The 21,328-nt window shown below is 45.4% G+C and carries 16 protein-coding genes; 11 read left to right on the top strand and 5 right to left on the bottom strand.

The window, feature by feature from the left end; translation table 11 throughout:
• Positions 1-115 precede the first annotated feature (115 nt).
• From BMW94_RS15355 to BMW94_RS15345, 3 genes are all read left to right on the top strand, one after another.
• Entirely contained in the window at positions 116-1,603 is a 1,488-nt protein-coding gene (locus tag BMW94_RS15355; protein ID WP_090999681.1) for a glutamate synthase subunit beta, read from the top strand.
• Positions 1,604-1,910: 307 nt separating this feature from the next.
• On the top strand, positions 1,911-2,378 hold the full coding sequence (locus tag BMW94_RS15350) for a ferric iron uptake transcriptional regulator (RefSeq protein ID WP_024633997.1): 468 nt from the start codon (positions 1,911-1,913) through the stop codon (positions 2,376-2,378).
• 125 nt (positions 2,379-2,503) lie between these two features.
• Complete coding sequence (locus BMW94_RS15345; protein ID WP_090999679.1) at positions 2,504-4,852, top strand: type IA DNA topoisomerase; 2,349 nt, start codon at positions 2,504-2,506, stop codon at positions 4,850-4,852.
• 94 nt (positions 4,853-4,946) lie between these two features.
• Here the strand turns inward: BMW94_RS15345 and BMW94_RS15340 are convergent, their stop codons facing one another.
• Together BMW94_RS15340 and BMW94_RS15335 are read right to left on the bottom strand one after the other, a co-directional pair.
• Positions 4,947-5,711 carry an HAD family hydrolase gene (locus BMW94_RS15340; RefSeq protein WP_064637169.1) on the bottom strand — a complete coding sequence of 255 codons (765 nt, stop codon included), beginning with the start codon at positions 5,709-5,711 and terminating at the stop codon, positions 4,947-4,949.
• A 42-nt stretch (positions 5,712-5,753) separates the two neighbouring features.
• Positions 5,754-6,674 carry an ArsR/SmtB family transcription factor gene (locus BMW94_RS15335; protein WP_090999677.1) on the bottom strand — a complete coding sequence of 307 codons (921 nt, stop codon included), beginning with the start codon at positions 6,672-6,674 and terminating at the stop codon, positions 5,754-5,756.
• Between the two features lie 202 nt (positions 6,675-6,876).
• On the opposite strand from BMW94_RS15335, the gene BMW94_RS15330 reads away from it, so the two are divergent.
• The 5 genes from BMW94_RS15330 to BMW94_RS15310 all read left to right on the top strand — a co-directional run bounded on the left by BMW94_RS15330 (position 6,877) and on the right by BMW94_RS15310 (position 12,393).
• Positions 6,877-8,076: an MFS transporter gene (locus BMW94_RS15330; RefSeq protein ID WP_090999675.1), complete on the top strand. Its 1,200-nt coding sequence runs from the start codon at positions 6,877-6,879 to the stop codon at positions 8,074-8,076.
• A gap of 83 nt (positions 8,077-8,159) precedes the next feature.
• Positions 8,160-8,885 carry a phosphonate ABC transporter ATP-binding protein gene (locus BMW94_RS15325; RefSeq protein ID WP_090999673.1) on the top strand — a complete coding sequence of 242 codons (726 nt, stop codon included), beginning with the start codon at positions 8,160-8,162 and terminating at the stop codon, positions 8,883-8,885.
• Between the two features lie 67 nt (positions 8,886-8,952).
• Positions 8,953-10,230: a hypothetical protein gene (locus BMW94_RS15320; protein WP_090999670.1), complete on the top strand. Its 1,278-nt coding sequence runs from the start codon at positions 8,953-8,955 to the stop codon at positions 10,228-10,230.
• The gene (locus BMW94_RS15315) at positions 10,223-10,921 is read left to right on the top strand and encodes a response regulator transcription factor (protein WP_063562821.1); all 699 of its coding nucleotides are present in this window, start codon (positions 10,223-10,225) and stop codon (positions 10,919-10,921) included. The genes BMW94_RS15320 and BMW94_RS15315 overlap by 8 nt, the downstream gene beginning before the upstream one ends.
• On the top strand, positions 10,918-12,393 hold the full coding sequence (locus BMW94_RS15310) for a sensor histidine kinase (RefSeq protein ID WP_090999668.1): 1,476 nt from the start codon (positions 10,918-10,920) through the stop codon (positions 12,391-12,393). The genes BMW94_RS15315 and BMW94_RS15310 overlap by 4 nt, the downstream gene beginning before the upstream one ends.
• Before the next feature lie 100 nt (positions 12,394-12,493).
• Here the strand turns inward: BMW94_RS15310 and BMW94_RS15305 are convergent, their stop codons facing one another.
• Positions 12,494-13,720: a glucose-1-phosphate adenylyltransferase gene (locus tag BMW94_RS15305; protein WP_090999665.1), complete on the bottom strand. Its 1,227-nt coding sequence runs from the start codon at positions 13,718-13,720 to the stop codon at positions 12,494-12,496.
• Positions 13,721-13,879: 159 nt separating this feature from the next.
• Between BMW94_RS15305 and glgB the strand changes: the two genes are divergently transcribed.
• The 3 genes from glgB to BMW94_RS30515 all read left to right on the top strand — a co-directional run bounded on the left by glgB (position 13,880) and on the right by BMW94_RS30515 (position 17,983).
• Positions 13,880-15,937, top strand: coding sequence for a 1,4-alpha-glucan branching protein GlgB (gene glgB, locus BMW94_RS15300; protein WP_302848001.1), 2,058 nt, complete (start codon positions 13,880-13,882; stop codon positions 15,935-15,937).
• On the top strand, positions 15,934-17,376 hold the full coding sequence (gene glgA / locus BMW94_RS15295) for a glycogen synthase GlgA (protein ID WP_090999662.1): 1,443 nt from the start codon (positions 15,934-15,936) through the stop codon (positions 17,374-17,376). The genes glgB and glgA overlap by 4 nt, the downstream gene beginning before the upstream one ends.
• Positions 17,377-17,698: 322 nt before the next feature.
• Positions 17,699-17,983 (top strand): hypothetical protein, encoded by a 285-nt coding sequence (locus BMW94_RS30515; protein ID WP_090999660.1) that lies wholly within the window; start codon positions 17,699-17,701, stop codon positions 17,981-17,983.
• Between the two features lie 124 nt (positions 17,984-18,107).
• On the opposite strand, the gene BMW94_RS15285 is transcribed toward BMW94_RS30515, so the two are convergent.
• Positions 18,108-19,874, bottom strand: a complete 1,767-nt coding sequence (locus BMW94_RS15285) for an alpha-glycosidase (protein ID WP_090999658.1) — start codon at positions 19,872-19,874, stop codon at positions 18,108-18,110.
• Positions 19,875-20,118: 244 nt separating this feature from the next.
• Positions 20,119-21,294, bottom strand: a complete 1,176-nt coding sequence (locus BMW94_RS15280; protein WP_090999656.1) for a M20 family metallopeptidase — start codon at positions 21,292-21,294, stop codon at positions 20,119-20,121.
• Positions 21,295-21,328 lie beyond the last annotated feature (34 nt).

The following is a 21,328-nucleotide window of genomic DNA, read 5'->3' as shown; positions in this document are numbered from 1 at the left end:
TCTTCGAGAAGATTTTGTGATACAATATACAAAAACTCAAACATGAGTAATCCATTTCATATAGAACCATGCAGATGAAGGGATTAAGACAAGAACGGATGGGGGAAAACGTAAGATGTCTACACCTACTGGATTTATGGAATACAAACGGCAGCTGCCTGCGGACCGCCAACCAGCGGAGCGGGTTAAGGATTGGGAAGAGTTTCATAAACATATGGCTGAAGAAGAGCTCAGAACACAAGGTGCACGATGCATGGATTGTGGTACCCCGTATTGCCATACAGGTATAGATATGACTGGCGGAACTTCGGGCTGCCCTGTGCATAACCTGATTCCAGAATGGAATAATCTGGTGTATCGTGGTTTGTGGAGAGAGGCGCTTGAACGTCTGCACAAAACGAATAATTTCCCTGAGTTTACAGGTCGTGTCTGTCCTGCTCCTTGTGAAGGGTCATGTACAGTGGGACTGATCGGTGAACCTGTAACCATCAAAACGATTGAAGAAGCCATTATTGAAAAGGGTTTTGAAGAAGGATGGGTAGTTCCCCAGCCACCGGAGAAACGTACGGGTAAACGTGTAGCAGTTGTAGGTTCAGGTCCAGCAGGACTGGCTACAGCAGCTCAGTTAAACAAAGCAGGTCACTCGGTAACGGTATACGAGCGCTCCGACCGTGTCGGCGGTTTGCTGATGTATGGTATCCCTACGATGAAATTGGACAAAAACGTCGTTCAGCGTCGTGTTGATTTGTTGGAAGCAGAAGGTATTCAATTTGTAACAAACACGGAGATCGGTAAAGATATTGCTGCGCAGCAACTGGTGGATGATTATGATGCGGTTGTCCTGTGCGGCGGTGCAACCAAACCACGTGAGTTCAACATTGAAGGCAGTGACTTGAAAGGCGTACACTACGCCATGGATTTCCTGAATGGCAGCATCAAAAGTTATCTGGACTCCAATCTGGAGGATGGTAACTACCTGTCAGCACAGGACAAGGATGTTATCGTCATCGGTGGCGGGGATACTGGTTCCGACTGTGTAGCTACATCGCTTCGCCATGGTTGTCGAAGCATTACACAATTTGGTACACATACTCAGGCTCCTATGGAACGTGATCGCATTAACAACCCTTGGCCGCAATTCCCGAACGTATATACTCTTGATTATGCACAGGAAGAAGCGAAAGCGCTGTTCGGTGACGATCCGCGTGAGTTCTCTATCATGACGACCAAATTTGTGGGTGACGATGAGGGTAATCTCAAAGAACTTCACACCGTTCAAATTGAGCGTATTGTAGATGAGACAGGACGCAAAATCTATCAGCCGATTCCGGGTACAGAGCGCGTCTTCCCAGCTCAAATGGCCATGATTGCTATCGGTTTTGACGGACCGGAACAGACTCTGGTGGAGCAACTTGGACTCGCAACAGACCGTCGTACCAACGTTAAGGCACGTTACGGCAAATACAATACCAATGTGGATAAAGTATTTGCTGCCGGTGACATGCGTCGTGGTCAAAGTCTGGTTGTATGGGCAATTAATGAAGGCCGTGAGGCTGCCCGTGAAGTGGACAAATACTTGATGGGTGCCACAGTTCTCGTATAATGAGTTGGTATGCGCTAATGAATATATGGTTTTGCAATTTATGAATAAATTATTATAATTGATACAACAAAACTCTCGCAATTAGCGGGGGTTTTTTGTTGTTTTTAAGATAACATGAGGCGTTCAGCTAAAATTATTTTAGACAACTGTGAGGTATAGCATTGCTATTTATCCCATAAAGATTTATTATTAGATTATAATAATTATAAATAAGAAAATGTAAGGACACATCATTGAAAACTACACGAATTGTGAAATTATAATATCCGGAGGTGCAATCTTTATGGCAAGTAACCGGGACAAATCCATTTCAGAACAGATTGATGACATTAAAAAACAGTTGGTTGCAAAAGGTTATAAGCTGACACAGCAACGAGAAGTTACGGTACGTGTGTTACTTGAGCATGAGAAGGATCATTTTAGCGCAGAGGAAGTGTTTCTACTGGTCAAGGAACAATTCCCCGAGATTGGCTTGGCTACGGTATATCGTACGCTTGAACTGCTTAGTGATCTTCAGGTCGTAGAAAAGATTAACTTTGGGGATGGTGCTGCGCGCTTCGATCTGCGAAGTACGGATGGCTCACATCACCATCATCATTTGATTTGCACAGAGTGTGGCACTGTAGAAGAGATCATGGAGGATGGCTTGCTTCGTTTGGAACAACAAATCGAGCGTCAGTACGGCTTTGCCGTTACAGACCATCGTCTTGATTTTCAGGGCGTATGCAAAGAGTGCAGAGCGAAGCAGGCTTTGAATGAACAGGCAGCAGGGTAAATCCAATGGGGAGGATGCTCCCGCAACCAAAATCTGATATAATAAGTTTCAGAAGCAAGGGGCTTCCGTGGGCGGAAGGCCCCTTTTTGCCGTCATCTGGACGGTGAAGGAGGAGAGATGGACGGATGAAGACACTGGTTATTGCGGAAAAGCCCGACATGGGCCGAACCATTGCCGCCGTCATAGAACCAAGAGCCAAGAACAATCGCAATTATTTGGAAGGTGAGCATTACATTATCACCTGGGCGATTGGTCATCTATTGGGACTTGCTGAACCGGATGCCTATGATTCAAAGTACAAGCGCTGGAATATCGGCGACCTGCCGATCATTCCGGATCAGTTCAAGATTGTACCCAACCCCAGAACGAAAGATCAACTGAAAATGATCGGAGAACTTGCGAAAAGGGCATCGGCCATCGTTAATGCTTGTGATGCAGGGCGAGAGGGACAGTATATTTTTGCCTTAATTCAACAACAGTTGAAGCTGCGTCAGCCTGTCAAACGGCTGTGGATATCGGACCTGACCGCAGAGAGTATTAAACGTGGTTTTGACGGTTTGAAAGATGCCTCCGAATTTGAGAATTTGACCCATGCTGCCAGGGCTCGTAGTGAAGCGGATTGGCTGATTGGCATGAATGCATCCCGGGCTTTCACTACACGACATAATGCCTTGCTCTCTGTAGGCCGGGTACAGACCCCGGTACTGGCCTTGATCTATGATCGGGAAATCGAGATTGAAGCGTTCCAGTCCCAGACCTTTTATGAAGTAGCCGCATGGTTTCGTCAAGAAGGAGTGGAGTACAGGGGATTACGTCAAGGGGACAAGCTGACCGACCCCGCCGTTGCTGAATCGATAGCGACCAGTGTGAAGGGGAAGACGGGACAGATTACCAAGTACGAAGCAAAGCAGACCAAGGAGTATCCATACCGCTTGTATGATCTGACTCTTTTGCAACGTGAAGCAAATGCCAAGTATGGGTATGGAGCGAAGAAAACGTTGGATATTGCACAGGCGCTTTACGAGAAACATAAGGTCATCTCTTATCCACGGACCAATTCAAACTATGTTACGGAACAGAATATTGAAGGTATGCACAAAACGCTGAATCTGCTTAAAAATGGACCCTATAGTGAACTGGCGCAAGGAGCGAAACCGGAACTCGTCCATAAAGGTAACAAGGGTGTATGTAACCCGTCCAGAGTTGAGGATCACCATGCGATTTTGCCTACATTGAAACGACCGGGTACGTTATCCAAGGATGAGCAGAATATCTATGATCTGATCGTAAGACGTTTCTTATCCCATTTCTATCCGCCAGCAGAGTACAAGCAGCATACCGTGCTCACTGACGTTGAGAAGCACCAGTTCAAGACCTCTGTGAAAGAGCTGCTGTCACTGGGGTGGAAGGTGGTACTGGGATCTACAGATCAGGAGCAGACAGGCAAGAAAAAGACAAAGAAAAACAGCAATGAAGAAGAGGAAGCAGAGGAATGGACGGACAAGGCCTTTGCCGTTCAACCTGAGTTGCCTGTTCAATGTACCAAGAGTGAATTCAAGGAGAAGGCTACACAGCCTCCCAAGAGTTATACTGAGGGAACGTTGCTAAAAGCAATGGAGAGTGCAGGGAAACAGATCGAGAATGAAGAGCTGCGTGATGCAATGAAAGACAGTGGACTGGGGACACCAGCGACTCGCGCGGCAACGATCGAACGACTCAAAAACGTGGGTTACATTACGATGCAGGGTAAAAAGATGCAACTGACGTTGAAGGGCCGGACAGCCATTGAATTGATCCGCAAGGCAGGCGTAGATTTGTTAACCTCGCCTGAAATGACGGGCCAATGGGAAAGAAGACTGTACCAAATTTCCAAAGGTGAAGCGGGCCAGGACAAGTTTATGGAGAATGTCAAAAAATTTACGATGTCCATTATTGATAAAGTACGTGTGCAGGCACCGGCACCAGCGGATGCTTTTGGGGAAGATACACGTGGAGGGCGGGGTAAAGGCAAGGGAGCCAAAACCCAGAAAACCAGCACCAGGACAACTTCTGCCAAGACATCAGTTACTGGCTCAAGTACCAGTGCAGGTTCGAAGACTTCACGTCAAACGTCGGGAGCGTCATCCAGAACTGGCAGTGTTGCGAACGCAACGGCACAAACGCGAACTTCGACCTCCAGTCAACCGGGCGTTCGTGAAACGCTGGCATTCTGTCCATCACCGGGTTGCACCGGTCAGATTATTGAAGGCAAGAAAGGCTATGGCTGTACACGCTTTAAGGAAGGCTGTGGGTTTGTCATTTGGAAAGAGTACGTCGGCAAGAAAATCACTAGTACGATGTTAAAAGCGTTGATTGAAAAGGGCAGTACTCAGGTACTGGCTTTTAAACGAAAAGACGGAAGTACAGTGAAGGCTCGTATTATTTTGCAGGATAAGGAAACCGGCAAACTATCTGCGGAAAAGCAGGATGCATAAGTTTATTGGATGAAAAAGCAGAAAGAAGAAAGAAGAACGTACAGCCTGATATACCAGCGCCAAATCCTATAATAATGAAATAAGAAAAGGACCCTTATCCAAGGGTCCTTTTTTGTTGCTGTTGTTGTATATTTTCATGGATGACCTTCGGTACCTCTTCCAGGGCCGTGATGGTATACATCGATGTGTCGGGATTAGGTTGAAGCTCCACCATGTTGTATTGCCATTCGTTCGGCTGTTTGATATATATGCTATGGATGCCGGCCGTCACTGCTGGCATGATGTCTGTGCGCAGTGAGTTTCCAATCATCCACGTTGCACGACGCTCAAACGGTCCAGTAGAGAGAATACCTTCAAGCGCTTCGATGTTCTTATGCTGCCGGATGTAGATCCGGTCATCGAAATAAGCTGAGAGCTTCATCTGGTCAATCTTCCGCTGTTGAATTACGGTTTCTCCACCTGTGTACAGGTAGAGGGCATGTCCAGCTGATTTAAGATTCTCAAGCGTTTCGACCATATGAGGGTAAGGCTCAACCTCTTGGTCATATACACTCATTCCCAATTTGGTGAGGTAAGACTCTTCTTGGTGAGAGGTGGGCTTTGAGAACTTCTGGGAGAAGTAGCGGTAAGTATCAATAAGGGATTGAGGGAAATGGTGACTTGCAAAGCCCAGTTTGTTAACCCCGGTTACATCGATCTCCAGCTGTTTCTCCCTAATTTGTTGAACCGTTAGGGCATGTCCGTCAAACCACTCCTGCATGTTCTCGAAGAATTCACCAAGCACCAGATTGAAATATTTATTGCAGTACACGAGTGTATCATCGAGATCAAACAAAATATGTTGTTTTATTATTTTCATATCCAATTCACTCCTTGCAGCAGCAGCACAGTTGTTCATATTTTATATGCGAATATAGGATTCCAGGAACATGTTCAATTCAGATACGCCATCTGGTCGAATACTGTATTTCTCTTTGCGATTACTGCCGAGCAGATGGGTTCGCAGCAGTCCGGCGATGCGCAGTGCCATAACCTGGTCTTTAACCATATCCTCGTCTTTACCCAGCTCCTCACACATCTCAGCGAGTGACTTCGGTTCACCTGACACGTAGCGAAGCAGACGGAGTCTCTCAGGGTCAGCCAGGGCATGTGTGAAACGAAGCAGACAGGTTGGCGGTTGGTCTTCATCCTCTTCAGGTGCGTCTACAGGATACTGCATGATCATCATGCCCTCATAGAAGCAGTACATATTAATGGGGCGGTTGTGAACAGTTGGAAACAGGATAACTTCATCCAGACCAGGCATCGGTTCAACCAAAACACCCGCAGTAGCGTATTCAATAAGGAGTTCAGGTCCCATTTTATCAAGCAGTATACGTTTCTCTTCTGCGTCTTCCTCCAGCCAGGTACGATAATCCTCACTCATATTCTGACAGTAATGCTGATCCCAGAGTCGCAAAAGTGGCACATAGCTATCCCGAATACGTGTAGATTCTTCTATGGTAAGATGGGGCAGCAGAACAGATACGCGTGCGAACAGCTCTTCGGCTGTTAGTCCAGCAAGCATATCCAGAAAATCAATATTTTCATTAGAAGTGTCCCGATAGGCTGCCCATGCAAACAAGACATCAAAATCATCAAAAGGCCAGGTGGCGGCAGGTGCGAGTGCTGCTCGAACATTGGAACTTAGTTTGCCTTCCACCTCAATGATCCATTCGGGGCCAACATCCAGATGTTGAATCCACTTCTTCGTTACATATACCAAAAAGCTGTTGAGCATTTCATATATCGGTGAAACATCGATTTTCACATGATAAGCCATATGATGCAGAATCCTCCCGTCACATCTAAATGTACGCAGCGACTTAAGTACTATTATGGCTTGTTTTGCAGGGCGTTGTCCACTATAATGTTCAAGTCCAGGGCAAAACACCCTGGCATAACCATACATGATCAATAGAATAGTTATAACATGCGAAAGGTCGTCAGTGATGGCGATTTTTCTTTGTATGCTTGCAGGAGGAATGAATTACGTGTCATCTATAACTACCCCCAAATTATCACATTCTACAACAAACTATCTCATTCTAATTACCGTTATTGTTGTGGCGGGGATTAGTCAGGGGCTTTTATTGCCGGTGTTATCCATTTTCTTGGAGCAAAAAGGAGTCTCGCCGGGTTTAAACGGATTGAATGCAGCCGCATTGTACGTTGGCTCTTTTGCCATGACCTTGGTGGCGGAGCGACTGCTGGGAGCTATTGGTTTTAAAAAGCTGATTATCGGCGGACTGTTATTTGTCATGATTCCCCTGATTCTGTTTCCTTATTTTCCGGATATCAAAATTTGGTTTATTTTGCGTCTTGTCGTTGGAATCGGTGATAGTGCACTCCATTATTCTGCCCAGTTATGGGTACTACTGGTGACCGCACCTGAAAAACGTGGAAGATACATCTCTTTATATGGCATGTCCTATGGTTTAGGATTCAGTATCGGCCCATTGGGAATTAAGCTGCTCGGGTTTGGGGATGCCGTTCCATTCTGGGTATTATTCGTATGTATGGCTGCTGTACTTATCCTTGTATTAATGAAGCTTCCTGATACGAAGCCGGAAAAGGCCGAACACGGACAACTGCCTGAACGTCGTTTCCGTCGCAGTCTGGCCTGGGCATGGTATGCACTGTTGCCTGCGTTATTGTACGGGTACATGGAAGCCGGGATGAACAGCAATTTTCCAGTATACGGACTGCGCATTGGTCTGGATGCCAATCAGATATCGTCATTGCTTCCTTTTGTTGGAATCGGTGGTCTATTTCTGCAATTACCCTTAGGCATGTTGAGTGACCGTTATGGGCGTAAGCAAACGTTAATGTTTGCCGGCATTACAGGAGGTATCATCTTCATGCTGGTTCCTGTGGCCGGCACACATTTCTGGTGGACACTTGTGCTGTTGACCATAGCAGGAGGTCTGGTAGGTTCATTTTTCTCGCTTGGCCTAGCCTATGCCGCAGATATTTTGCCAAAAGCGCTGCTGCCAGCAGCGAACGTGGTGGCCTCATTTCATTTTACAATTGGAAGCATCATTGGACCTAATCTGGGTGGGCAAGTAATCAACTGGATTTCACCAGGAAGCATGTTTATTTTGCTTGGATTCATGTATCTTCTTTTTGGTGCAGCAGGTGTATTATTTCGTCGTAAACCTATGCTTGAATCTGTGGTAAAATAGAAGCTGGTGTTCGCATGGAAATTGATGTCCATTTCCGAGTACACTAGTAGTAGGGAAAAACATGGACAAGAGGAGACATCGCGATGATCAGAGTTGAGGGTTTAAGCAAATCCGTTGGAGCGGACCGGGTTCCGGTTCTGCGGGATATACGGTTCGATATGCAACAGGGTGAAATGATCGGGGTAGTGGGCTCGAGTGGCAGCGGGAAAAGCATGCTGCTTAAATGCCTTGCTATGATGGAAAAATGGGATAATGGTCGATTTACAGTGGACGGGGCCGAGATTATAAAAGAAGGTTGGTCCGGAAAACGGAAAATTAAACGGGAATGGGCATACTTGGAACAGAATCCGCAATTGTATCCGAGACGTACCGCTTTGAAAAATGTATTGATCGGTCGTTCTGGTCAAACTCCTTTGTGGAGAATGGTAACAGGTATGGTTCGTTCCGATGATTATATGGGTGCGATGGATTATCTGGAAGGGCTCGGATTGCTGGATAAAGCACACCAGACGGCAGAGAAGCTCAGTGGTGGCGAGAAGCAGCGTGTTGCCATTGCCAGAGCGCTGGCGCATGGTGCCAAAGTTGTTTTGGCGGATGAGCCTGTCATCGGACTTGATCCGCATACCGCAGATACGGTGCTGGAAACACTGCGCAAATTGTGCGAAGAGGAACGGGCAACCGTAATTGCAGTATTGCCGATTGAAATGGCAGAGAAACATGCGACCCGCATCTGGGGTCTTGCCGAAGGCAAGATTGCTTTTGATATACGTGGACGTCGGTTGACACAGCAAGAAAAAAATATGATTTAAACTATTGAAAAGAGTGATGAATTTGCTTAATTCACGGTGGGGGCGCCTGTTAGCGGGGGGAGCGGCTATGATTGTACTCGGCTCCGTTCTTAGCGGATGCTCTGTCCTGAGTGATCCCAAGCTTTTGATGAAACAACCCATGATGTCGATGGACAAGGAGAGGCTTCTTACAATTGTACAGAAGGAACAGCCTCCTGAAAGCCAATTAATTCGGCCCAAAGACTTGAACAATACAAGCATGATACGGGTGGCAGATTTAAATGGGGATGGAACCCGAGAGGCCATAGTTTTCTACGAAACTCCGAGTGAAAATGTGCGAATTCATGGCATGCTTCTCGAAGAGCAGGGTGATACCTGGGTGAAAAAACTTACATTTGATGTTCCGGGAAATACCTTGCAATCGTTTAAACTGCTGGACATTACGAACGATGGCAATCCTGATATTGTTCTTGGAGTGAGTCTTGAAGCACAGAAAGCTTTAATGGCCTATTCCTATAAAGGAGGAGCCCTTGAACAGGTGATGGGCGGAGTACCGTATAATGAATTAATTATTGATGATTTGCAAGGGAATCCTTTGGATCTGAACGGCGACAAAAAAAATGATTTTGCTATCGTTTCGCTCAATACCAGCGGATTTGCCTCCATTGCCCTGTATCAATATGATGATGGCAGCTTCAAGGAAGTGGACCGTATACAGACGGACTATACAGTAAAAGAATTTTATAATGCGCTTGGTGGTCAAATTGCCAAGGATAAAGTGGGCTTCGTATTGGATGCCGAATTGGATGACCGGAGTACCTTTACACAGATTGTGTATGTAAAGGATAACAAATTGTTGTATGCATTCAATTCCCCTGATCAAACCTATAGAGATGACAAAATTTTAAGCGGTGATTTTAATAATGATGGTATTATTGAATTTGGATTGAAGGAAACACCCAGAGGCTGGGAACATTACGTATTTGATGCTCGAATGTGGTTCTATACTTTCTATCAATGGAATGGTAAGGATGGCAAAGATTTTGTATCCTTCCAGTATCGTGATGATGCGAATGCATTCCATCTTAACCTGAAAACGGATTGGTACGGAAAAGTTACAATAGATACCAAATCGGAAAAGGGGAAATATATTCGTTTCAAAATGATTGATACGGATGAAACGGTGGGTGAAATAAAATATTTCACACTTACGCAATGGGAACAGGACAAAGGTAAAGGGTGGAAAGAAATTACTAAATCAAATGATCGAGTAATTGCTTATCGTGGCGCGCAATCTGCGAATAACGATGGTGGATTACTGGACAATATGTCGCATCTGAACAGAAAGGAAGAACTTAATGAGTAAAGTACTTATTCTTGAGGATGAAGAATCCATCCGCAGTTTTATTGTTATTAATTTGAAGAGAAACGGGTTCGAAGTGCTTGAAGCGGGAGACGGACATGAAGCGCTTCGCATTCTGCAATCCGTACCAGATATCGACTTGGCTTTGCTGGATGTTATGGTTCCTGGAATTGATGGATTTGAAGTGTGTCGTCGTATTCGTGAAACGAATGAACGTCTGGGTATTATTTTCCTGACAGCCAAAGTGCAGGAGCAGGACAAGGTATATGCGCTATCCGTTGGAGCAGACGATCACGTAAGTAAGCCGTTTAGTCCAACCGAGCTGATTGCACGTATACAATCTTTATTGCGCCGGGTCAATGTACACCGGGAGACGGCTGCGAAGGTAACGTTCCAATCAGGGCCCTTCTCACTGGATCTGATCTCCAAGCAATTTAAGAAGCAAAATGAATTAATTGAGTTAACACCAACTGAGTTTTCCTTGATTCAATTTTTCTTGGAAAAAGAAAATACGCCGCTTAGTCGAGATGTGCTGCTGGATCACGTGTGGGGCAAAGAGTATATGGGTGATCCCAAAATCGTGGACGTAAACATTCGCCGCTTGCGCCAGAAAATTGAGAACAATCCTTCCGAACCTGAATACCTGCAGACTGTATGGGGTCACGGGTACAAATGGAAGGGCCGGGATCAATGATCAAAAAAGGCATTACACGGCAGATCGTACTACATTATTTCATTGTAGTTTTTCTGGCTCTGCTGTTGGTGGAATTCGTATTTTTGATTGCAGTGCAAAGGTATTATTACGAGAGTATTTATAATACGATTAATCAGCAGATTACTTCGACGAACGATTTTAAAGAAACGTTATCTCGTACGGATGAGGCCAATAATTTATCGTATTTGCTCGCGAATTTACAATTGGGTAGTACCGAGCTGCAAATCCTTGATATGGATGGCCGAGTCTTGGCTAGTTCAACTGCTTTTGAGTCTGAGCATGCCGTTCTTCAAACGAGTGATATATCACAGGCCATGAACGGAAGCATTGGCCGTTGGGTGGGTAGACAACCCCTTACGGGTGAGCAAGTCATGGCGGTATCCCACAAGCTAGATTTGGGTGGCGAAAATACTTATATTGTGAGGTACCTCACCTCGCTGGATATGGTTAATTCTAAGCTCCTGGTTATGGGGCTGCTTGCGGTAGCTGTAGGTGTGGCTGTACTAGTCATTGTTTTAATTATCAGTATCGGAATGGCGAATTCAATTGTGCGACCCCTCAATAACATTACAGCGGTTTCGGCGCAAATGGCCAGGGGACGTCTGGATGTCAGAGTTAAAGGGAATTACAAGCACGAGCTTGGCGAACTTGCATCTACATTGAATTTCATGGCACATGAGATTGTACGAAGTAACCAGATTAAAGACGATTTTATTTCTTCTATTTCGCATGAATTGCGAACACCTCTGACCAGTATCAAAGGCTGGAGCGAAACCCTGGATTCAGGTGGGTACGATCCCGATGAGACGAGAATTGGAATGAGTATTATCTCCAAAGAAACCGAGCGACTGATCGGTCTTGTTGAAGAAATGCTCGATTTCTCCAAATTGCAGCAAAATCAGATGAAGCTTGTAAAAGGCTCGGTCAGCATTCGAGAAATTGTTCAGGAAACGATGTTGAACGTTTGGGCCAAAGCGGAGCAAAAGCAAGTACATCTCAAGCTGGAAACAGATGAGACGCGTGCGTTTAACGTATTTGGAGACGGCAATAGGCTGAAACAGGTCTTTCTTAATCTGGTTGACAATGCGATTAAATTTTCTCATGAAAATTCGTGGATTTTCCTTTCTGTTAAAGAAGAGAAGGGGCAGATCATAGCTGCTGTTCAGGATACGGGTATTGGGATCAGTGAAGAACATCTCATCAAAGTACGTGACCGGTTCTTCCAGGTGAATCATCAAAACGGGGGAACAGGGCTGGGGCTTGCCATTACGCAGGAACTTGTGGAACTTCATGACGGCACGATTACGATTCAGAGTGAGCTTGGTTCGGGAACCACGGTTACCGTTTCTTTGCCAGCATTGCCTGAAGAAGTGCAGGAGACAGAGGCCCAGCAGACAGAGGCCCAGCAGACAGAGGCCCAGCAGACAGAGTCCGATAAAGAAGGAACATAATCCCTTGCTAGCAACATTAAGGATACGTATTAGGCTTTGAAAAAATGTTGGGATTTAACGCACCAAAAAGGCGAGCCATTGGCTCGCCTTTTTGGTATCCTTATGAAGAAAGTTCGCCAGCACGCAGACGCCCGCTTTTCTCATAGACATCTTTCAGCATGCGTACAGGTTGTGTGCGCACAGCTGGTTTGGCGGAGACAATCTCATTCGGTCCGACTACCACAATTTCATCCGTCGTACCTTTGACAATGGCACCGTCTTTGATTATGGCACCTTCACCAATAATGGCACGTTCGATATGAACACCGCGACCTACCCGTGCATTTGGCATGATCACGCTGTCTTTGATCTCAGAACCTTTACCCACCTCGGCTCCGCAGAAAATAACAGAACGTTCAGCCCGGCCATCAATGGCGCAGGATTCATGAATCATGGAGTGCAGGAGCTCAGCACGCGTATGACGTGCTTTGTATGCACTCGGTTTAGTTCTCCATTCACGAGTAAACATCGGCCAGTCTTCTTTTTGCAGGCTCCAGTCTTCATCGTTATGAAGCAGATCCATGTGTGCATCCCATAAACTCTTCACGGTACCCACGTCTTTCCAATAACCATTGAAGTTATATACGAAGAGAGGGGTATTTTCATTCAACATTTGAGGAATCACATCTTTACCGAAGTCATGGCTGGATTCCGGATTTGCGGCATCTTCAATTAAGTGGCGCTTCAGATATTCCCATTTGAACATGTAAATGCCCATGGAAGCCAGATTGCTTTTTGGTTCGGCCGGTTTCTCGGCAAACTCAGTAACTCTTAGATTTTCATCCGCTGCCATAATGCCGAAGCGATGGGCTTCTTCCCATGGAACCTCCATAACGGAGATCGTCGCTACTGCTTCATTCGCTGTATGAGCTTCCAGCATTTCACGATAATTCATATGATAGATATGGTCACCCGACAAAATTAGAACATTTTCGGGGTTTTGTTGGTCAATATAGTCCATATTTTTATAAATAGCATCCGCGGTTCCCAAGTATTCGTCATTTCCTGTATGATAAGATGGAAGTAAGGAAATTCCTGCCTCACTTGAAGTACCATGTCCCCAAGGTTCTCCTCCACCAATGTGATCATGTAATGAATCAGCTTGATACTGCGTCAGAACACCTACAGTGTCGATGCCTGAGTTTACGCAGTTGCTGAGAGGAAAATCGATAATCCGGTAGTGCCCGCCAAACGGTACAGCGGGTTTTGCGATACTTGAGGTTAAAGGGGCTAATCGCTTCCCTTCTCCTCCCGCCAACAGCATAGCGATGCAATCTTTATTAAACATAATCGTTTCCCTCCCAAGATATTTGTCCAGTGTAGTACATACATAAACGCAATGCGGAGCTATTGAAACGATGTATACTGTAAAATTCCTGAAAAATTACAACATTTTTTTACACACCGCATTTTTCTTTTCAACTTGGCTAGAATGGGGTAATGGTTAATGTTATATCTATTTTCTGGAGAAGAAGGTGATCTCTTGGCCATTCAACCGTTAACAAACCCGGAAATTTCGCCGGAGCACATTTATTTGTTTCATGAAGGAAACCTTCATCACAGTTATCGAATAATGGGCGCACAGCCTGCGATCGAAGATCATCGTCAGGGATATCGTTTTACCGTGTGGGCTCCGAATGCCACAGAAGTAGGCCTGGCTTTAGACCGTAATGGATGGAAAGGTGAACAGGAACCTTTATATAAGATACCCGATTCTGGATTTTGGAGTCGTTTTATTCCGGAAATCAGTGAAGGAACATTATACAAATTCCGTATATTAACGGAAGAGGGTACCGAATTGCTCAAAGCTGACCCTTATGCTTTCCAGGCTGAAGTTCGTCCGCGTACGGCATCGGTCACCAGCTCCATCGAAGGTTACAAATGGAATGATGGCGCATGGAGACGCAAACAACGAGGCGTGTATAACAAACCTCTACATATTTATGAAATGCATGCTGGAACCTGGAAACGGAAAGAGGACGGCACACTCTACAGTTATCGTGAACTTGCGGACTTGCTTGTTCCTTACTTATTGGAGATGAAATATACGCATGTAGAAATGATGCCCCTGAGTGAACATCCTTACGACCTTTCGTGGGGGTATCAGAACACAGGATTTTTTGCGCCAACCAGCCGTTACGGGCAGCCTAAAGATCTGATGTATCTAGTTGATACGCTACATAAGGCAGGAATAGGCGTTTTGCTCGATTGGGTCCCCGCACATTTTGCGAAGGATGCTCATGGCTTGCGTTTGTTTGATGGAACGCCCTTGTATGAATATGCAGATCCACTGTTAGCAGAGAGACCAGGCTGGGGCACCCTCAGCTTTGACTACTCTAAACCTGAAATTCGTTCGTTTTTGATCTCTAATGCGTTGTATTGGATGGAGATGTTCCATTTCGACGGACTTCGGGTCGATGCGGTAACCAGTATGCTTAAGTTGGATTTCGAAAAGCAGCCAGGACAATACCGAACGAATAACGAAGGTGGCCTGGAAAACAAGGAAGCTGTTGCTTTTTTGCAGCAGTTGAATGAAACGGTCTTCAAGTATTTTCCCTATGCTCTGATGATGGCAGAAGAATCCAGTGCATGGCCGATGGTTACTTCGCCAGTAGATCAGGGTGGGTTAGGGTTCAACTACAAATGGAACATGGGTTGGATGAACGATACACTTGATTACATGGAATCGGATTTTCACGAACGTCCTTCCAAACATCATTTGCTGACATTCCCGGTCGTATACTCCTTTGCTGAAAATTACGTGCTTCCTCTGTCTCATGACGAGGTCGTTCATGGCAAAAAGTCGCTCCTAGACAAGATGCCAGGAACATACGAGCAGAAGTTTGCCGGCATGCGCGCCTTCATGGGGTACTTTATGACATTCCCAGGCAAGAAACTGCTGTTTATGGGTGGAGAATTCGGCCAGTTTATCGAATGGAAAGATGAAGATCAACTGGACTGGTTTTTGCTGAACTATGACAGTCACCGTAAACTCCACAAGTTTGAACGGGATCTGTCCGAGCTATACTTGGGCGAAAAAGCTTTGTGGGAGCTTGATCATTCCTTTGACGGTTATGAATGGATCACTCCGGATGATCAGGACCAAAGTGTCATTTCATATGTGCGCAAAGGAAAAAAATCTGCGGATACACTCCTTGTGCTCATTAACTTTCAGCCAGTCAAGCGGGAGCGTTACCGGATTGGTGTCATGCGTCCCGGTATGTATACCGAAGTACTGAACAGTGATCATTCCGATTATGGCGGATCAGGCATTATCAATGATATGCAGCTTACTACAGAAAAGATTCCTTTTCATGGGCAACCACATAGTCTGGAAGTTGTTTTGCCACCGCTAAGTGTCGTTATTTTAAAAAAGAACACACGTCGGAAAACGGATGCACTGCCCCTTGAAGTTCAATCCGTCAGAGCAAAAGCCAGTACCACTAAAACCAGTAAAACAAAAGATAGCACTACAGTTAAACCCAAAAGGAGGACGAAGGCATGAATATTCTATTTGCTGCTGCTGAAGTACATCCATTTATCAAAACAGGAGGCCTTGCTGACGTCATCGGCGCATTACCACAAGCACTAAAGAAGAGTGGGGCAGATGTTCGTGTCATTTTACCCAAATACAAGGGCATCCCGGATGAGTATAAAGAGGCGATGGAGCCTGTGATCACGACAGATGTTCCTCTTGGTTGGCGCAGACCTTATTGTGGAATAGAGATGCTGGTTCATGACGGGATTCCTGTCTACTTTGTAGACAATGAATACTATTTTGGACGGGATGGCGTTTATGGGTATATGGATGACGGGGAGCGTTTTGCCTTCTTCAATCGTGCTGTTCTCGAGGTGTTGCCACAAATTGAATTCAAGCCGGATGTGCTGCACAGTCACGATTGGCACGCGGGTATGATTCCTTTACTGTTGGAGGCTCACTTTGCTCATGATCCCTTTTATAGTGAGATGAAAACCGTTTTTACGATACATAACCTGTTATATCAAGGTGTGTTTCCACATGATTTATTCAGTGATTTGCTTGAGCTGGATGATCGGTATTTTACGGTGGACGGGGCAGAATATTATGGCAATGTCAATTTCCTTAAGGCTGGAATCGTTTTTGCGGATCATGTAACGACCGTCAGCCCAACCTACGCCAAGGAAGTACAAACCTCCTACTATGGCTATGGTCTGGATGGATTGCTCAGTTCATTGGGCGATCGTTTCAGTGGGATTGTTAACGGTATTGATACCAAGAGTTACAATCCGGCAACGGATCATAAAATTGCGGTTAAATACAGAACCAGCCTGTCCAAGAAAATCGAGAACAAAATCGAGTTGCAAAAGGAATTAGGATTGCCTGTACGTCCGGATGCTCCACTGATGGTGATGGTTACAAGGCTTGTGGATTCCAAAGGGTTGGATCTGGTGTGTCGTGTATTGGATGAATTATTGTATTATGACGATATTCAGTTCGCAGTATTAGGTACTGGGGATTCGGCTTATGAACACTGGTTCCGTGAGGCAGCTAATCGTTATCCACTGAAAATGTCTGCTCAAATTACGTTCAATGATGGGTTATCCCGCCGTTTCTACGCAGCCAGTGATCTGTTCCTGATGCCATCGAGGTTCGAGCCGTGTGGTATTAGCCAGTTGCTTGCACTCCGTTACGGCAGCGTACCACTTGTCCGGGAAACAGGGGGTCTGAACGATACGGTTCAGGCATACAATGAATTCAGCGGTGAGGGGAATGGGTTCTCCTTCACTAGCTTTAACGCCCATGACATGATGAACACCATTCGTCGTGCTGAGGAATTTTATCGTCAGCCCGAGCACTGGAAAAAGATTGTGAAAAATGCAATGACCGGAGACTATAGCTGGAACGTCTCAGCCGAAGAGTATATGGATATTTATCGCCGCATAACGCTTGAATCTGTGAAATAGATCTGCACAAATGAGCCGCAGTATATTCGTACTGTGGCTTTTTTTGTACGGTCATAAGGAGGAGGCGAATTTAAAATGAACAACTACATTAATTTTACCTCTACTTACAATCCTAATTTGCAGGCGCGCCTTTGTAACCTCCAATGTCTTTAAGGATATCAAAATCACGTCTGTTATTTCAGTATCTTTCCTTCCCTCCCAATATAATCCCAACGGCCTAAACAATCATCTGTTTGTAATTCAGGGGAACCTGATTGACACCATCTCCAGGCCAAGTGCTACTGCTGCCATTGAAGCGAAAACCAGTACAGGTGCAGAAGGCATGGACATCGGAATGATATCAGACAATATCATCATTCCAAGAGGTAAACACTGGGGAATTGTCGCGGATGGTCATATTATTGTAAAAGGAAACTACATTGCCCAAGCGGGCATAGCCATGGATATTGCCAATGGAGTGATTGATCAAGCAACATCATTGAGCCCGGCTTTGAAACGACCAATCCTGACCGGATGGTCAGTTTGCATAATGATTGTACCTTTTCGCATAATTCAGTCGCAGGAAAAGGTACATGTATTCAATTACGTGGCTCGAACAATATCATAACTGGAAATCGCTTGAAATATGAGGGAACATGGTGGGCAGTGCATCTGGACATGGTTAATAATACGGTGGAGGGCAACATCATAAGAGATAATATGCTGATGGTTGGGGCAAGTGCGACGGGATGTTACCTCTTTGGCGCAAGGCTCGGTTCCAATTGTCTATACAAAATACGATATCCGTAAGGATCAAGTTTAATATTCATTATTCCATTGGTGGGAACAACAGGATCTTCGGTTAAGGCATCCTTCCAGTCCTTGGTTTCCATTGGATGTGACAGGGTACGCTCTTGCGGAGTATTGTTCATCCACACTGTGAAGTGAAGAGTGTCATCCATACGTTCGTAAATGATGCAAGGATCGTTGTGATCGGCTTTCAAAAAACGGAAGCGGCCTTTGCGCAGAGCCTCATTACTTTTCCGCAAATCAATCATCAGTCGGTAGAAGTCATAAAGCTCCTGATCTTGCTTGGCAGGGTCCCATTGCATGCATTTACGGCAATCCGGATCACCTTCTCCGCGTATACCAACCTCATCCCCATAGAATATACAGGGTGTTCCAATATAAGTGAAAAGAAACACAACTGACAATTTTAATCTGCGTTTGTCTTCTCCAGCTCGAGTAAGCAGACGTGGGGTGTCATGACTGCACAGCATGTTGAAGATGACCTCATTCGTCTGTTGCGGGTAACGCATAATGAGTGATCCCATCTCGTTAGCGAAGTTATAACCATCCATCGAACCACAGAAGAACTCAAGCACCTTGTCAGCAAAAGGGTAGTTCATCACGGAATCAAATTGATCTCCCATGAGCCAGGTCAGGGAATCACTCCATACTTCGCCTACAATATAGGCTTCTGGATTGGCGGTTTTGACCACTTTGCGGAAATCGCGCCAAAAATGGTTATCCACTTCATTCGCAACATCGAGTCGCCAACCGTCGAGTTTGATCTCCTTGATCCAATATTCAGCCACATCAAGCAAATAGTTCTTTACTTCGGGATTGGCCGTGTTGAACTTGGGCATATTTCCATAAAACCCAAATGTATCGTAGGTTGGAATACCATCCTTGATCTGCACCGGATATTCATTGATATGAAACCAGTCTGCGTATTTGGAGTTTTTGCCGTTCTTCAGGACATCTTGAAAAGGAGGGAAGTCTTCGCTGCAATGGTTAAAAACCGCGTCAAGCATGACACGGATTCCGCGGCGATGACATTGTTCTGCTACTTTTTTGAGCATTTCATTGTCCCCGAAATGAGGATCTACTTTTTTATAATCAACGGTATCGTATTTATGGTAGGAGTTTGCTTGGAACAGTGGGGTAAAGTAAATGGCATTAACACCGAGTTTAGTCAGATCGTCCAGGTGATTGAGCACACCTTGCAGGTCTCCGCCAAAGTAGTTATCCAGTTCAGGTCGGCCACCCCATTCCTGGGTTCCTTCAGGGTTCAGGTCGGGATTGCCATTAGCAAACCTTTCGGTCATGATTTGGTAGAACACGGCTTCTTTGGCCCATTCGGGAACCTTGAATACATCGATTTCATGAATGTAGGAAAATTCATAATATCCTCCTGTAGGGTAAGGGGGAGCATAATGAATTCCGTTATCAGCCAGATATATATTTTCGGTACCGGCGGTGATACGAAAGATGTAAGTGAGACGCTTGAATTTGGGCTTAACTGCAATTTCCCAGTAATCAAACATACTGTCGGAAGCCGCTCTCTCCAGTTGAATTTCCTTGTAGGTTCCATTCCAATCATATTTATCACCAGTCAGTGCAGTCACATATTGCACATCGTTTCTCTTCGTCCGTACACGCAAGTGAATCGTCGAGGGATTATAAGCATAAGCCCATTTATCGCGGGGAACGTGATACATCGCTTCGAGCAGCATGACAACACCTCCTGAACTCAAGATACAGTTATAGCTATAAATAACCAAGTTAGATAGCATGTGAACCATAAGTTTGGTGGCTAAATGTAAGAATTTCAACATTTTTCAACGTTTTCTTTTCACAGCATCTCCAGCTTGTGTCCGTATATACGTATTTATCATTAACAAAAAGGGTGCTCCTTAAGACCTGAAATGCAGGTTCTGAAGAACACCCTAGGTTCATATACAGCAGTTCACGAAAAACTTAGCGACTTGCTTGCTTAAACTCTGTTTGAATGGTTTGCAGCAGCTCAGGCTGTGTAAGAACATCATAAGCAGTTGCAGCAATTGCCTTAGCTCCAAGGATCATACCATCCAGGGCGCGCTCCTGAAGCGCCAGATCACGGAATTCAATGGAATGAAGTGTATGAACTTCGTCCACAACACGGATATAAGGATGGATTGCAGGACAACGCAAGGATACGTTACCGATATCCATGGAACCATGGTCGTTGCCACTCACAATCTCCTCTTGAGAAATGCCGAGTTCAAGCAGATTAGTACTAAAAGCAGCAGATAATGATTCATTCGTGACCATCTCATCATAGGAAGTCTCATAATTGGATGTCACAAGCCGGCATCCGGTTTGCAGAGCAGAACCTTCCGCAATCTGAATTACACGTTGAGTGAGAATATTCAACTCTTTTCTCGTTGAGGCACGTACATAGAATTGGGCAGAAGCGTAGTCAGGTATGATGTTTGCTGCCTGTCCTCCGCTATTAATAACCCCGTGGATTCGAACCGTACTTTTCACTTGTTGACGGAACGCATTAATGCCATTAAACGTCTGGATCACCGCATCCAGGGCATTGATGCCTTCATGGGGGCTTGCAGCAGCATGCGAAGATTTCCCATGGAATTCAAATTGTACGGCATCAATAGCCAGGGAGCTTCCAGATTTCTCATAGGCGTAGTAAGGGTGAGCCATCAGCGCGACATCACAGTCATCAAATAACCCTGCTTCAGCCATAGGAACTTTAGCGCCACGCGTTTCTTCCGCTGGTGTACCGAATACTTTTAATGTTCCGCCCACTTCATCCAGTATGGACTTCAGACCTACCGCAGCTCCGAGGCTCATCATGCAGATCAGATGGTGCCCACAAGCATGACCGATTTCCGGTAGTGCGTCGTATTCACATAACAGGGCAATCGTCGGACCTGGCTTGGATGCAGCATACGTACCGATAAATGCGGTGTCCAAGCCAAGGACAGGAGCTTCTACGGAAAACCCATGGTAGGCAAGCTCTTCTTTTAACCGAGCAGAGGCGAGGTATTCTTCATTCCCAAGTTCGGGATTCGCACCAATATATGATGAAATCTCTTTAAAACGGGAAGCATATTGATCAATTACAGTTAGAATTTGTGTTTTGGTATGTGTCATGGTGGACTCCTTAGCAAAAATGAAAATAATTCAA

It is taken from the genome of Paenibacillus sp. OK003 (genome assembly GCF_900109515.1).
Lineage (GTDB): Bacteria > Bacillota > Bacilli > Paenibacillales > Paenibacillaceae > Paenibacillus > Paenibacillus marchantiae.
This window is presented reverse-complemented; position numbering and strand designations above follow the sequence as displayed.